Source organism: Nocardioides sp. (genome assembly GCF_036267815.1).
GTDB lineage: Bacteria > Actinomycetota > Actinomycetes > Propionibacteriales > Nocardioidaceae > Nocardioides.
Genome location: NZ_DATAVI010000035.1, coordinates 170,657 through 183,870, shown reverse-complemented (window position 1 = coordinate 183,870; position 13,214 = coordinate 170,657). Strand labels below are relative to the sequence as shown.

At 72.4% G+C, this 13,214-nt stretch carries 10 protein-coding genes; 4 read left to right on the top strand and 6 right to left on the bottom strand.

Going from position 1 to position 13,214, the window contains the following annotated elements:
* Positions 1 to 38: 38 nt before the first annotated feature.
* Both VHW64_RS06195 and VHW64_RS06190 read right to left on the bottom strand, forming a co-directional pair.
* Positions 39 to 950 (bottom strand): GNAT family N-acetyltransferase, encoded by a 912-nt coding sequence (locus VHW64_RS06195; RefSeq protein WP_329649644.1) that lies wholly within the window; start codon positions 948 to 950, stop codon positions 39 to 41.
* Between the two features lie 148 nt (positions 951 to 1,098).
* Positions 1,099 to 1,668 carry a YceI family protein gene (locus tag VHW64_RS06190; protein ID WP_329649643.1) on the bottom strand — a complete coding sequence of 190 codons (570 nt, stop codon included), beginning with the start codon at positions 1,666 to 1,668 and terminating at the stop codon, positions 1,099 to 1,101.
* 189 nt (positions 1,669 to 1,857) lie between these two features.
* On the opposite strand from VHW64_RS06190, the gene VHW64_RS06185 reads away from it, so the two are divergent.
* Positions 1,858 to 3,243 carry a TrpB-like pyridoxal phosphate-dependent enzyme gene (locus VHW64_RS06185; RefSeq protein ID WP_329649642.1) on the top strand — a complete coding sequence of 462 codons (1,386 nt, stop codon included), beginning with the start codon at positions 1,858 to 1,860 and terminating at the stop codon, positions 3,241 to 3,243.
* A 100-nt stretch (positions 3,244 to 3,343) separates the two neighbouring features.
* Here the strand turns inward: VHW64_RS06185 and VHW64_RS06180 are convergent, their stop codons facing one another.
* Both VHW64_RS06180 and folE read right to left on the bottom strand, forming a co-directional pair.
* The gene (locus VHW64_RS06180; RefSeq protein ID WP_329649641.1) at positions 3,344 to 4,552 is read right to left on the bottom strand and encodes an NAD(P)/FAD-dependent oxidoreductase; all 1,209 of its coding nucleotides are present in this window, start codon (positions 4,550 to 4,552) and stop codon (positions 3,344 to 3,346) included.
* Entirely contained in the window at positions 4,549 to 5,205 is a 657-nt protein-coding gene (gene folE / locus VHW64_RS06175; RefSeq protein ID WP_329649640.1) for a GTP cyclohydrolase I, read from the bottom strand. Before folE ends, VHW64_RS06180 begins: the two co-directional genes overlap by 4 nt.
* A gap of 84 nt (positions 5,206 to 5,289) precedes the next feature.
* On the opposite strand from folE, the gene VHW64_RS06170 reads away from it, so the two are divergent.
* Positions 5,290 to 6,018: a helix-turn-helix transcriptional regulator gene (locus VHW64_RS06170; protein WP_329649639.1), complete on the top strand. Its 729-nt coding sequence runs from the start codon at positions 5,290 to 5,292 to the stop codon at positions 6,016 to 6,018.
* 73 nt (positions 6,019 to 6,091) lie between these two features.
* Positions 6,092 to 7,984 carry a penicillin-binding transpeptidase domain-containing protein gene (locus VHW64_RS06165; RefSeq protein ID WP_329649638.1) on the top strand — a complete coding sequence of 631 codons (1,893 nt, stop codon included), beginning with the start codon at positions 6,092 to 6,094 and terminating at the stop codon, positions 7,982 to 7,984.
* Positions 7,985 to 8,106: 122 nt separating this feature from the next.
* Here VHW64_RS06165 and VHW64_RS06160 read toward each other — a convergent pair whose 3' ends face one another.
* Entirely contained in the window at positions 8,107 to 10,212 is a 2,106-nt protein-coding gene (locus VHW64_RS06160; RefSeq protein ID WP_329649637.1) for an elongation factor G-like protein EF-G2, read from the bottom strand.
* A gap of 275 nt (positions 10,213 to 10,487) precedes the next feature.
* Between VHW64_RS06160 and VHW64_RS06155 the strand changes: the two genes are divergently transcribed.
* Positions 10,488 to 11,945 carry an NAD-dependent succinate-semialdehyde dehydrogenase gene (locus VHW64_RS06155; protein ID WP_329649636.1) on the top strand — a complete coding sequence of 486 codons (1,458 nt, stop codon included), beginning with the start codon at positions 10,488 to 10,490 and terminating at the stop codon, positions 11,943 to 11,945.
* Positions 11,946 to 12,134: 189 nt separating this feature from the next.
* On the opposite strand, the gene VHW64_RS06150 is transcribed toward VHW64_RS06155, so the two are convergent.
* On the bottom strand, positions 12,135 to 13,166 hold the full coding sequence (locus tag VHW64_RS06150; RefSeq protein ID WP_329649635.1) for a helix-turn-helix transcriptional regulator: 1,032 nt from the start codon (positions 13,164 to 13,166) through the stop codon (positions 12,135 to 12,137).
* Between the last annotated feature and the right edge of the window lie 48 nt (positions 13,167 to 13,214).

The window sequence follows — 13,214 nt, the reverse complement described above, 5'->3', positions numbered from 1 at the left end:
TGCTCGCCTGGCGCTACCACCCGCGTGGCGCCGCCTTCTCACACGCCGGTCGCGCGGTTCAGCCAGACGTCCCCGACGACCATCCCGACCTTCTCGTAGAGGCTCAGCGCGCCGGTGCGCGAGTCGGTCGAGAGGCACTGGCGAGTCGCCCCGCGTGAGCGGCCCTCGGCGAACGCGTCCGCGAGCAGCGCCTGGGCCAGCCCCTGGCGGCGCTGGTCGCGACGTACGGCGAGCCGCTCGATGAACGCCTCCGGGGGCGGCCCCGCGAACATCAGCACGACCGCGGCGCCGACGACCTCGCCCGAGGGGTCGGTGACGACCCGGAGGTTCCACGGCTCGAAGCCGGGACGGCCGATCACCGAGGCGTGGTAGTCCTCGTAGGACTCGCGCTCGCGGACCGACCACTCCAAGAAGGCGTCCTCGATGACGTCGTGGATGGCGTGGTAGTCGTCGGGCGTCGCCCCCCGCACGGCGTAGCCCGGCGGCAGCGCGCGCGGCGCGACCTCGGTGCCCTCGGGGAGGTCGAGCACCCAGCTGGTCCACCGCACGCGGTAGCCGAGCCTGTCCAGCAGCCGGTCGCCGGCGGAGCCCTGGGGCACCGGGCTGCCGTAGCCCTCGCCGCCGAGGTCGAGGGCGGTCTGCCGCATCCAGCCGGCGACCGCCGTGCCGATGCCGCGCCGCCGGTAGTCGGGGTGGACGGCGGCGTCGCCGCGGTCGGCGCCGGTGATCTCGCCGTAGGCGACCATCCGGTCGCCGTCGAAGACGCCGAGGGTGTGGGTGGCGACGTCCCAGCTGGGTCGTGACCAGTCGCTGAGGATGTCGGCCAGCTCGACCTCGACCCTGCCGATGTCGGCCTGCTCCTGCGCGGCGGCCAGCTCGTAGACGGCCTCGGCGTCAGCCTGGCTCAGGACCCGGGAGGTCAGTGGGTCCGGCAGGTCCAGGGTGCTCATGGAGGGACATCCCACCAGTCCCGCCCCGCTGCCGCACCCCCATAAGCAACGCCGAGTCGGCGCGTAGGTACGTCCCCACGACGCCGACTCGGCGCAAAACGACGCTCAAATCACGCCGAGTCGTCATAGGCCGACTCGGCGAGGTGTGTCACTGGGCGATGGCGGAGATGTCGAACTCGAGCTTGATCTTGTCCGACACCAGGAAGCCGCCGGTCTCGAGCGCGGCGTTCCAGGTCAGGCCCCAGTCCTTGCGAGAGAGCGTGGTGTGACCCTCGAAGCCGATCCGCAGGTTGCCGAACGGGTCGCGCGCGGAGCCGGTGGACTCGAACTCGACGGTGATCGGCTGGGTGGTGCCCTTGATGCTCAGGTCGCCGGTGATCGTCCAGTCGTCGCCGTCGCGCTCGACCCGGGTCGAGCTGAAGGTGATCTCGGGGTGCGACTCGACCTCGAAGAAGTCGCCGCCGCGCAGGTGGGCGTTGCGGTCCTCGACGCCGGTGTCGATGCTGTCGGCCTTGATCCGCAGCTCGACCTTGCTGTTGGCCGGGGTCGCGGTGTCGACGTGCGCGGAGCCCTCGAAGTCCTTGAACGAGCCGCGGACGGTGGTGACCATCGCGTGGCGGGCGCTGAAGCCCAGGTGCGAGTGCGAGGCGTCGATGACGTAGTCACCGGCGATGTCCTCGATGACGGTGGTGGCGGGGTCGAACTGGCTGTTGGTCATGGTGAGGCGGGTCCCTTCTCAGGATTGAAGTTTCAACCACTGGCAGCGAAAACCGCACTCCGGTCCGCTTCATTCCCGACCACGCGTGTGACCCAGACCACATTGCTACGGCGACCGCCCGACCCCGCGCGGAGGCCGCCGCGAGCCGAGGGGGCTGGCACCACGTCGTACGCGGTGCCACGCTGAGCCATGCCCCCGTCGCAGACCCCCCACAAGATCCTGCTGTCCGAGAGCGACCAGCCGACCCGCTGGTACAACGTCCTCCACGATCTGCCGACGCCGCCGCCGCCCGTGCTGCACCCCGGCACCGGCCAGCCGGTCGGACCCGAGGACCTCGCGCCGCTGTTCCCGATGGACCTGATCCTCCAGGAGGTCTCCGGCGAGCAGTACGTCGAGATCCCCGGCGAGGTCCTCGACGTCTACCGCCTGTGGCGCCCGTCGCCGCTCTTCCGGGCCACCCGGCTGGAGCAGGCGCTCGGCACCCCGGCCCGCATCTACTACAAGTACGAGGGCGTGAGCCCGGCTGGCTCGCACAAGCCCAACACCGCGGTCCCGCAGGCGTACTACAACGCCAAGGCCGGCATCAAGAAGCTCACCACCGAGACCGGAGCCGGCCAGTGGGGGACGGCGCTGGCGTTCGCCTGCGCGCAGTACGACCTCGAGTGCGAGGTGTGGCAGGTGCGGGCGTCGTACGACCAGAAGCCGTACCGGAAGACGATGATCGAGACCTTCGGCGGCACCGTCCACCCGAGCCCGAGCGACCTGACCAACGCCGGGCGCACGATCCTCGCCCAAGATCCGCACAGCACCGGCAGCCTCGGCATCGCGATCAGCGAGGCGGTCGAGATGGCGGCCGGCGACCCCGGCACCAACTACGCCCTGGGCAGCGTGCTCAACCACGTGCTGATGCACCAGACGGTGATCGGCGAGGAGGCCCTGCTCCAGCTCGCCATGGTGGGCGAGACGCCGGACCTGCTGGTGGGCTGCACCGGAGGGGGCTCGAACTTCGGCGGCCTCGCCTTCCCCTTCCTGCGCGAGAGGTGGGCCGGCACGATGTCGCCGACCATCCGGGCCGTCGAGCCGGCGTCCTGCCCCTCACTGACCCAGGGCACCTACGCCTACGACTTCGGCGACACCCTGGGCATGACACCCCTGATGAAGATGCACACGCTCGGGCACGACTTCGTCCCCGACCCGATCCACGCCGGCGGGCTTCGCTACCACGGCATGAGCCCGCTGATCTCCCATCTCTACGCGACCGGGGAGCTCGAGGCCGTCGCCAAGAAGCAGTCGGAGTGCTTCGCCGCCGGCGTGCTCTTCGCGCGCACCGAGGGGATCCTGCCCGCACCGGAGCCCACCCACGCGCTCGCCGCGGCGGTCGAGGAGGCGCTGGCGTGCAAGGAGTCCGGCGAGGAGAAGGTGATCCTCACGGCGCTGTGCGGGCACGGCCACCTCGACCTCGCGGCGTACGACGCCTACCTGCGCGGCGACCTGGTCGACCACACGTGGGACGACGTCGAGCTCCAGCAGGCCGTCGCCGCTGCGCTGGAGAGGCTGCCGGTCGTCAGCGGTTGAGCGGCGGTCGCGGGGTTGTCCGCAGGGTCGTCGCAGGGTCGTCGCAGGGTCGTCCGGTGACCCGAGGCGGCCACCTGTGCCAGCACCCGGCGCAGTGCGGTCAGCTGCCGAGCGCGGCCTCGTCGGCGTCGGTGCCGACCAGCTCGCGCACCCGGTCGATCGCGTCCCAGTCGTTGACGTGCATCCCCGCGACGACCTGGTCGCCGCGCAGCCACCACACCCGGAAGACCCGCCCCTCGACCGGCCCCTCGGTGTCGCCGGTGACCACGACCCTGTCGAAGCCCTCGGGGCCGGGGTGGCCGACGTACTCCAGGCCCAGGGCGTACTGGTCGGTGAAGAAGTACGGCAGGTGGTCGGCCGCGGCCTGACCGCCCAGGAGGTTGGTGGCGGCCACGGTGCCGTGCTTGATCGCGGTGTCCCAGTGCTCCACCCGTACCCGCCGGCCGAGGACCGGGTGGTCGACGTTGGCGACGTCGCCCGCGGCGAGGACGCCGGGCGCGGAGGTGCGCAGACCGGCGTCGGCCAGGACGCCGTTGTCGACCGCGATCCCGGCGCTGCCGGCGAGGTCATCGACCGGCAGGACGCCGACGCCGACGACCAGGCGGTCGACGGTGAGCGTGTCCCCGCCGGCCAGCCCGATCGTCGTGCCGACCGAGTCTGCTCCCGAGGGTGCCACGATGGTCTCGATCCGGGCGCCGGTGCGGACGTCGACGCCCTGCTCCCGGTGGAGCTGGGCGAAGAGCGCCCCGACCTCGGGCCCGACGACGTTGAGCAGCGGCTGCTCCAAGGCCTCGAGCACCACGACCTCCGCGCCGGCCTGGCGGGCGGCGCTGGCGACCTCGAGCCCGATCCACCCGCCGCCGATGATCCCGATCCGGGCACCTGGGGTGAGGTGCGCCTTGAGGGCGGTCGAGTCGTCGAGCGTGCGCAGGTAGTGCACCGGTGCGCCGGAGTCGTCGGCCATCGCGAGCCGCCGCGGCGTCGCGCCGGTGGCCAGGAGCAGACCGGTCCAGGTCAGCTCCTCACCGCCCGCGCGCAGAGTGCGGGCAGCGGGGTCGACGGAGTCGACGGTGACGCCCGTGCGCAGGTCGACGTCGTGCTCGGCGTACCAGCTCTCGACGTTGACCAGGGCCTTCTCGGCCGGCTCGTTGCCGAGGAGGTACCCCTTGGACAGCGGCGGTCGCTCGTACGGCGGGTGGGGCTCGCCGGCGAAGACCACGAGGTCGCCGGCGTATCCCTGCGAGCGCAGCTCGCGGACGGCGGTGCCGGCGGCCAGACCGCCGCCGACCAGGACGATGGGAGCACTCACCGGGAACCTCCGGATCTCGAGACGCGGTCGCGGGTCAGGGACAGGAACTCGGCGCGGGTGCGCGCGTCGTCGCGCAGCCGGCCGTGCAGGGACGCCGTCACCGTGCGGGCGCCGTCGGCCCGCGCCCCGCGCAGGCTCATGCAGGTGTGGTCGGCCTCGATCACGACGCCGACCCCGAGCGGCTGGAGGCGCTCGGTGAGGTGCTGGGCGATCTCCACGGTCAGTCGCTCCTGGGTCTGCGCTCGGCGGGCGAAGAACTCCACGGTACGCGCGAACTTCGACAGGCCCAGGATGCGAGTCCCGGGCAGGTAGCCGACATGGGCGACCCCGGTGAAGGGCAGCAGGTGATGCTCGCACAACGAGCGGACGGGGATGTCGCAGACCAGCACCAGCTCGTCGTACCCCGAGGAGTTGGTGAACGTCGTGGAGTCGAACTCGGGCGGCGTCAGCATCTCGGCATAGGCGTGGACCAGCCGGCGCGGAGTCTCGACCAGGTCCTCGGAGTCGACCGGCAGACCGAGGGCCGCCAGCATCTCGGCCGCGGCGCGCTCGGCCCGCTCGAGGTCGATCCCGGGGTCGTGGCGAGCGATCCGCGGACGCCGCGGGATCTCCTCGACACCCCGGTCGAGGGGAAGGGCCACCGCCTCGCTCATGCTGCTCTCCTCCTGGACGCGAAGTCTAAGTGTGAGTAATATGTCTGTTAGAAACGCGGGCGTCAAGCACGAGGTGGTGAGGAGATGGCCGAACGGACCGAACGGTCCTCGGCCGCCTCGCCGTACTCCGCGATCGGTGCGCTGGCCGACCCGGTCCGCCGGCGGCTGTACGACGCGGTGGTCGCGCGCGGGGACGGGATCGGTCGCGAGGAGGCGGCGCGGGAGGCCGGCGTGCCCCTGCACACGGCCCGGTTCCACCTCGACAAGCTGGTCGCGGAGGGCCTTCTCGACGTCGGCCAGCGCCGGCTCTCCGGCCGCACCGGGCCGGGCGCCGGCCGACCGGCCAAGGTGTACCGGCGATCAGACGTCGAGCTCGCGGTCTCGGTGCCCCGGCGCGGCTACGACCTCGTGGGCGAGGTGTTCGCCGCCGCCGTGGAGAGGTCGCTGGACGGCGCCCCGCTCGCCGGGGCCCTCGCGGAGGAGGCCCGGGCGGCGGGCCGCCGCGACGGCTCGGCGTACGACCAGGTGGGCGACCAGGTGGGCGACCAGGTGGGCGGTGAGCTCGAGCGATCGGCCGGGGTCCTGGCGGGACGCGGGTTCGAGCCGGCCCGCGGCGACGACGGCCTGGTCCTGCGCAACTGTCCCTTCGGCGCGCTGGCCCGGGCGCACGCCGCGCTGGTGTGCGGGGTCAACCTCGACTACGTCGAGGGCGTGCTGGACGGCCTCGGGTGCACGCGGACGCGCGCCCGGCTCGACCCGGGCGCGGACCGTTGCTGCGTGCGGGTCACGGCCACGGCGGCGCGGCCCACCTGACCGAGCCCGCGACCGAGCCGGTGACCGAGCCCGCGACTGAGCCCGCGACCGAGCCGGTGACAAGATGACCGGCATGGGGTCCCGCCGCCGGCTGCACGTCGTACCCGTCCTGGCGCTGGCCCTGGTCCCGGCGCTCGCCGCGTGCGGAGGCAGCCACGGGCCCTCGCCGGACCCGACCGCCGACGCGCTGGCGACCGGCCTGTCCTCGGGCGACCTGTCCGCGGTCAGGCTCACCGGCGGCACCGTGGCCGAGATCCAGCAGGAGTACGCCGCCGACGTCGCCGGCCTGGGCGAGGTGAAGCCGAAGGTCACGGTCTCGTCGGTCTCCAGGAGCGACGACCAGCACGCGACCGCGACGCTGAGCTGGAGCTGGCCGGTCGGCTCGGGCTGGACGTACTCGACCAAGGCGGCCCTGCGCACGAAGTCCGGCAGCGGCGCGTGGGAGGTCGAGTGGGCACCGAGCGTGGTCGCGTCGTCGCTGAGGACCGGCGAGACTCTGCACGCCGCGACCGAGTCGGCCAGACGCGCCGACATCCTCGGCCCGCACGGCATCGGGCTCGTCACCGACCGGCCGGTCGTGAAGCTGGGCGTCGACCGGCTCAAGGTCTCGGCGTCCAAGGCCGCCGCGTCGGCCCGCAGCCTGGCCCAGCTGGTCGGCATCGACGTCGCGCCGTACGTCGCACAGGTCAAGGCGGCAGGCCCGAAGGCGTTCGTCCAGGCGATCGTGTACCGCCAGGACGAGGTGCCCTCGACGGTCACCGCCCACTACACCGGCATCAAGGGCGTCGACGCGATCGCCACCCAGCTGCCGCTGGGCATCACCAAGGAGTTCGCGGCGCCGATCCTGGGCACCGTCGGGCCGGTGACCGCCGAGATCATCAAGGACAACCCCGGCGTCTACCGGGCCGGTGACCTCGCGGGACTCTCCGGGCTCGAGGCACGCTACGACGCCCAGCTCCGCGGCGCGCCGGGTGTCGTGGTCACGGCCGTCGACGGGTCGGGCACGTCGCGCACGCTGTTCAAGCAGGGTGCCCATCGCGGCCCGCCGCTGCGGCTGACCCTCGAGCCGCGGCTCCAGATGCTGGCCGAGCACATCTTGTCCACCGTCGGCCCGCCCAGCGCGATCGTCGCGATCAGGCCGTCGACCGGCGCCGTCCTGGTCGCGGCCAACGGGCCGGGCAACAACGGGTACGACGACGCGACGTATGGCCGCTACGCGCCGGGCTCGACGTTCAAGACCGTGGCCACGCTGGCGCTGCTCAAGCAGGGCGTCACGCCGTCGTCGCCCATCGACTGCCCGACCAGCGTCGACGTCGACGGCAAGATCTTCACCAACGACAGCGAGTACCCGCCCGGCGCCAACGGCCGGATCACGCTGGCGACGGCGCTGGCCAACTCCTGCAACACCGCCTACATCAACGAGCGCACGAAGCTCGGCAGCTCCGACCTCGTCTCCGCGGCGGCGACGCTCGGCATGGGCGTCGACCACGACCTGGGCTTCCCGGCGTACTTCGGCAACGTCGTGCCGCCGACCTCGGAGACCACCAAGGCTGCCGACATGATCGGGCAGGGCCAGATCCTCGCCTCGCCGATGACGATGGCGACGGTGATGGCCTCGGTGCTGGCGGGGCACACCGTCGTACCCCAGCTCGTGACGTCGGTGCAGCCGCCGCCGGTCCGCACGCCGTCCATCACGGGCTCGCAGGAGGCGGCGCTGAAGCAGATGCTGCGGGGCGTCGTCGAGCACGGCACCGGCGAGGGACTGCTCGACGTCCCCGGGCCTCCGGTGATCGCCAAGACCGGGACGGCGGAGTTCGACAGCGGCGGCCAGCGGCTCACCCACGCCTGGATGATCGCCGGTCAGGGCGACCTGGCCGTGTGCGCCTTCGTGAACGTCGGCCACACCGGCGCCGGCGTCGCCGGCCCCCTCCTCGAGCAGTTCCTCCGCGGCGCCCTCGCCCGCTGACCCCCGCCGCCCCGCCGACTCGGCGCAAAAGTGCTCCGAAAACCCCCCGGGTCGGCAGAGAAGTACGCTGATTTCGCGCCGAGTCGGCACGTGCCGACTCGGCGGAAGGGGGTGGGGCACGGTCAGCGTTCGCGGGTGAAGACGTGACGGGCGACGTCCTCGGGCATCGGCTCGTAGTGGCCGAACGAGCGGGTGAAGGAGCCGGCGCCGTGGGTGGCGGAGCGGAGGTCGACGGCGTACCGCACCAGCTCGGTCTGGGGGACCTCGGCGTTGATCACGGTCCGGTCGTCGCCGAGCTTGTCGGTGCCGAGCAGCCGGGCCCGGCGCGAGGACAGGTCGCTCATCGCCGCCCCGACGTGCTCGTCGGGGACGACGACCGCCACGAGGTCGTAGGGCTCGAGCATCGTCACGCTCGTCCCCGTCGCGGCCTCGCGCAGGGCAAGTCCCCCGGCCATCTGGAAGGCCATGTCGGAGGAGTCGACGCTGTGCGCCTTGCCGTCGGTCAGGGTGACCCGCAGGTCGACCATCGGATAGCCGGCGCGCACCCCTCGCTCCATCTGGGCCCGGACGCCCTTCTCGACCGACGGGATGAAGTTGCGCGGTACGGCGCCGCCCACCACCTTGTCGACGAACTCGAAGCCGCCACCCTCCGGCAGCGGCTCGACCTGGATGTGGCACACGGCGTACTGCCCGTGCCCTCCCGACTGCTTGACGTGTCGCCCCAGGCCCTGCCCGGTCCCACCGAAGGTCTCCCGGAGCGAGACCAGGAAGGGCGCGGTCTCGACGTGGACGGCGTATCGCTCGGCGAGCCGTGAGATCAGTACGTCGGCGTGCGCCTCGCCCATGCACCACAGCACCAGCTGGTGGGTCTCGGCGTTGTTCTCGACCCGCAGGCTCGGGTCCTCCGCGGCCAGCCGGCCGAGCGCCTGCGAGAGCTTGTCGTCGTCGGCCTTGCTCTTCGCCACGATCGCCACCGGGAGCAGCGGCTCCGGCATCGACCAGGGTCGCAGCACGCGCGGTTGGTCGATCGACGACAGCGAGTCGCCCGTCTCGGCCCGGCTGAGCTTGCCGATGGCACACAGGTCGCCGGCGACGACCTCGCTCGCCGGCACGTAGGAGCCGCCGAAGACGTAGGAGAGCGAGCCGATCCGCTCGTCCTCGTCGTGGTCCTCGTGGCCGCTGCCGGCCGAGTCGGAGAAGAACGACGAGACGTGGCCGGAGACGTGCACCGGCTCGTCGGCGCGCAGCGTCCCGGAGAAGACCCGGACCAGGCTCACCCGGCCGACGTAGGGGTCGCTGGCGGTCTTGACGACCTCGGCGACGAGCGGTCCCGAGGGGTCGCCGGCGATCGGGTCAGCGTCCTTGCCGGCCGGTGTGAACACGTCCGGAGAGGGGTGCTCGCGCGGGGAGGGGAAGCCGTCGACGGCGAGGTCCAGCAGCTCCGCGCAGCCCACCCCGCTCATCGAGCACACCGGGACGACCGGGTGGAAGCTCGCCCGGGCCACCGCCTTCTCGAGGTCCTCGGTGAGGTTGTCGTGGGAGAGCTCCTCGCCGCCGAGGTAGCGGTCCATCAGGGTCTCGTCCTCGGACTCCTCGATGATCCCCTCGATCAGCGCCCCGCGGAGGCCAGCGTGATCGCCGTCGTCGGTCATCAGGTCCACCAGGCCGGTCACCCCGCCGCCGGCCTCGCGGACCGGGACGTACAACGGCAGCACCTTGTCCCCGAACGCCGCCTGCGCGGCCTGGAGTACGCCGTCGTAGTCGGCGCGGGCCTGGTCGAGCTTGGTGATGACCACCGCCCGGGGCATCCCGACCTCCGCGCACTCGCGCCACAGCGATGCCGTGGCGCCCTCGACCGCCTCGCTGGCCGCGATCACGAAGAGCGCGCAGTCGGCGGCCCGGAGGCCGGCCCGGACCTCGCCCACGAAGTCGGCGTACCCCGGGGTGTCGACGAAGTTGATCTTGGTGTCGCGGTGGACGACGGGGGCGACGGCCAGCGAGATCGAGCGCTCGTGGGACTTCTCGGACTCCTCGAAGTCGCACACGGTGGAGCCGTCCTGGATGCTCCCGGGCCGGGGAATGGCCCCGGCGGAGGCGAGCAGCGTCTCGACCAGCGTGGTCTTGCCGGACCCTCCGGGTCCCACCAGCACCACGTTGCGGATCCGGTCGGGGCTGCTCGCCCCGAGATCTTGGCCCGCTGCTCTACGCCCGCCCGCCTTGTCCGCCACGGCAGCCTCCAGGTCTGCTCGAGACCCGGCGGTCCATCCGACCGCCGAGCCGGAACCAGTGGAGACCAAACCAACTCCTGTCGAGCGCCGGATTCAAGAGGGGGCGTCGTCGGAGCGGGGACCGGAGATGGGGCGAGCCCCTCGCAGCATGGGGTCAGCGAGGGGCTCGATATCGTCCGGCGGGCATGCCCCCTGGCCGATGGTCACAGGGTGTCAGACTCGCGACGACGCCGTGAACACTTTTGCCAAACTCGACGCAATGACAGGCTGATTCCATGACTGGACTAGACCTCTTGGCCAAAACCGGCTCCCGCGGGCTCTTCATCGCCGGCGACTGGGGCGAATCGCGGACCGGCGCGAGGTTCGAGGTGCACGACCCGGCGGACGAGTCGGTGATCACCGACGTGGCCGACGCAGACACCGACGACGCGATGGCCGCGCTGGACGCCGCCGTGGCCGCGGCCGCCGACTGGGCGGCGACCCCGCCGCGCGAGCGCGGGGAGATCCTGCGGCGCTCGTTCGAGGCGATCATGGACCAGGCCGACGACTTCGCCGAGCTGATCAGCCTCGAGATGGGCAAGACCCTCGCCGAGGCCAAGGGCGAGGTGACCTACGGCGCGGAGTTCTTCCGGTGGTTCTCCGAGGAGGCCGTGCGCATCCACGGCCGCTGGATGACCGCGCCGGCGGGTGGCGCGCGGCTCCTGACGATCCGCAAGCCGGTGGGTCCGTGCCTCTTCCTGACGCCGTGGAACTTCCCGCTCGCGATGGGCACCCGCAAGATCGGCCCCGCGGTCGCGGCGGGCTGCACGATGATCGTCAAGCCCGCCGAGCTGACGCCGCTGACGATGCTGGCGCTGGCGAGCGTGATGAGCGAGGCCGGGCTGCCGGGCGGGGTCCTGAACACCGTCACGACGTCGAACTCCAAGGCGCTCAGCGCCACCCTGATGGCCGACGAGCGCCTGCGGAAGGTCAGCTTCACCGGCTCCACGCCGGTGGGCCGGGTCATCGTGCGGCAGTCGGCCGACCAGCTCCAGCGGGTGTCGATGGAGCTCGGCGGCAACGCGCCGTTCCTGGTCTTCGAGGACGCCGACGTCGCCGCTGCGGTCGACGGCGCGATGATCGCCAAGATGCGCAACATGGGCGAGGCCTGCACCGCCGCGAACCGGTTCCTGGTCCACGAGTCGGTCGCGCAGGACTTCGCCGACCGGCTCGGCAAGCGGATGGGAGCGCTGAAGACCGGCCGCGGCCAGACGCAGGGCACCGACGTCGGGCCCCTCATCAACGCCGACGCCGTGGAGTCGGTCGGCGCGCTGGTGCGGGCGGCGGTCGACGACGGCGCTCAGCTGGTCACCGGCGGCGAGACGCCGGAAGGGCCGGGTCACTTCTACTCCCCGACCGTGCTGCTCGGCGTCCCGGCCGGGTCGCGGATCGTGACCGAGGAGATCTTCGGCCCGGTCGCTCCGATCACGACGTTCACCACCGACGACGAGGCGATCGAGCTCGCCAACGCCACGGAGTACGGTCTGGCCTCCTACGTCTACACCCGCGACCTCGCCCGTACGGTCAGGATGGCGGAGGCGCTGGAGTTCGGGATGGTCGGGGTGAACACCGGCCTGCTGTCCAACCCCGCCGCTCCGTTCGGCGGCGTGAAGGCCAGCGGCTTCGGACGCGAGGGCGGCTTCGAGGGCATCGACGAGTACCTCGACACCACCTACGTGTCGATCCCCGGCTGACGCCGACCCGGCAGAGGCTCACCGGGGCCACGCTGCCCACCCGCCCGTCCCTCGCGACGACCACCACGACCGTCCAGGTTGGGTAGTCCCTGACAGAACGGCCGCCGTCCAGCCCGAACGACGACGGATCTGTCAGGGACTACCCCGACGGGGGCGCACTGGCGTGAGCCAGGCGACCCACGATCCGGCTCAGCGGGGCTGGCGCGGGCCCGAGAGGGCGTCGGCGAGCTCGTGGCGCGAGGTGATCGACAGCTTGCGCAGGATGTGGGACACGTGCCACTCCACCGACTTCACGCTGACGCCGAGCTCGGCGGCGATCTCGCGGTTGCGCTTGCCGACGACGATGAGCTGGGCGACCCGGCGCTCGGCGGCGCTCAGCTCGGCCAGCCGGCCGGGCAGCTCGCCGTCCGGCGCCTCGCCCAGGCGCTCCAGCAGCCAGCGGATGCGGGAGAGCAGGGGCGTGAGCTCCTCGTGGCGCGCGTACTTCTCGGCGCTGCGCAGCAGGTCGATGGCGCGCGCCGACTCGCCCGGGTGCAGCAGCAGCAGCCAGCCCGCGAGGTCGGTCCGGATCTGAGCGTCCAGGCGCGCGGCGGCGTAGCCGTCGAGGATCTCGAGGGCCTCGTCCAGCAACCCGACGCGGCGGTTGGTCGCGGCGATGGCGGCGTAGGTGCGCAGCGCCGAGGCGATGTCGTACGGCGTGCCGGTGGCGCGAGCGTCGGCGAGCTCGGCCTCGACCAGCGCGGCGGCGGCCGTCACCTCACCGCGCCCGGCGAGGACCCGCGCCAGCCCGCTGCGCCAGGGCAACGGCGCGAACCTGGCCGGCCGGGCGGGGGAGCGCGACGACGCGAGCTCCTGACCGGCCCGCTCGAAGTAGCTGACGGCCTGGTCGGCGTTGCTGCGGGCGGCCGCGAACTCACCGAGCCCGTACGACGCCATGGCCCCGACCGGGCCCCGCACGCGCATCAGGTTGGTCAGCTCACGGGCGTACGCCGCCGCGCCGCGCAGATCGCCCAGAGCCAGCTTGCCCAGCAGGCCGGTGAGGTTCAGCGAGGCCCGCTGGCCGTCGCTGAGACCGAGGTCCGGGCGGGCGCGCTCGACCGCATCCATGGCCTCTGCGATCCTGCCCTGCGACAGCGCGTCGCGAGCAGCGTGCACAATACGGGCGGAGTCGTCCGTCGCAGGTTCGAACATGCTGGAGTCCGCCCCCCTGGGCTCGAGCATGGTTAGACGTTAAGGCCTGCGGGCTCATTTGGGCAGGGCCTGAGTGGT

Excerpts from the sequence above, each read along its gene's own strand:
- VHW64_RS06165 (WP_329649638.1), top strand. The coding sequence starts at position 6,092 with ATGGGGTCCCGCCGCCGGCTGCACGTCGTACCCGTCCTGGCGCTGGCC.
- VHW64_RS06195 (WP_329649644.1), bottom strand. The coding sequence starts at position 950 with ATGAGCACCCTGGACCTGCCGGACCCACTGACCTCCCGGGTCCTGAGC.
- VHW64_RS06170 (WP_329649639.1), top strand. The coding sequence starts at position 5,290 with ATGGCCGAACGGACCGAACGGTCCTCGGCCGCCTCGCCGTACTCCGCG.
- VHW64_RS06185 (WP_329649642.1), top strand. The coding sequence starts at position 1,858 with ATGCCCCCGTCGCAGACCCCCCACAAGATCCTGCTGTCCGAGAGCGAC.
- folE (WP_329649640.1), bottom strand. The coding sequence starts at position 5,205 with ATGAGCGAGGCGGTGGCCCTTCCCCTCGACCGGGGTGTCGAGGAGATC.
- VHW64_RS06150 (WP_329649635.1), bottom strand. The coding sequence starts at position 13,166 with ATGCTCGAGCCCAGGGGGGCGGACTCCAGCATGTTCGAACCTGCGACG.
- VHW64_RS06190 (WP_329649643.1), bottom strand. The coding sequence starts at position 1,668 with ATGACCAACAGCCAGTTCGACCCCGCCACCACCGTCATCGAGGACATC.
- VHW64_RS06155 (WP_329649636.1), top strand. The coding sequence starts at position 10,488 with ATGACTGGACTAGACCTCTTGGCCAAAACCGGCTCCCGCGGGCTCTTC.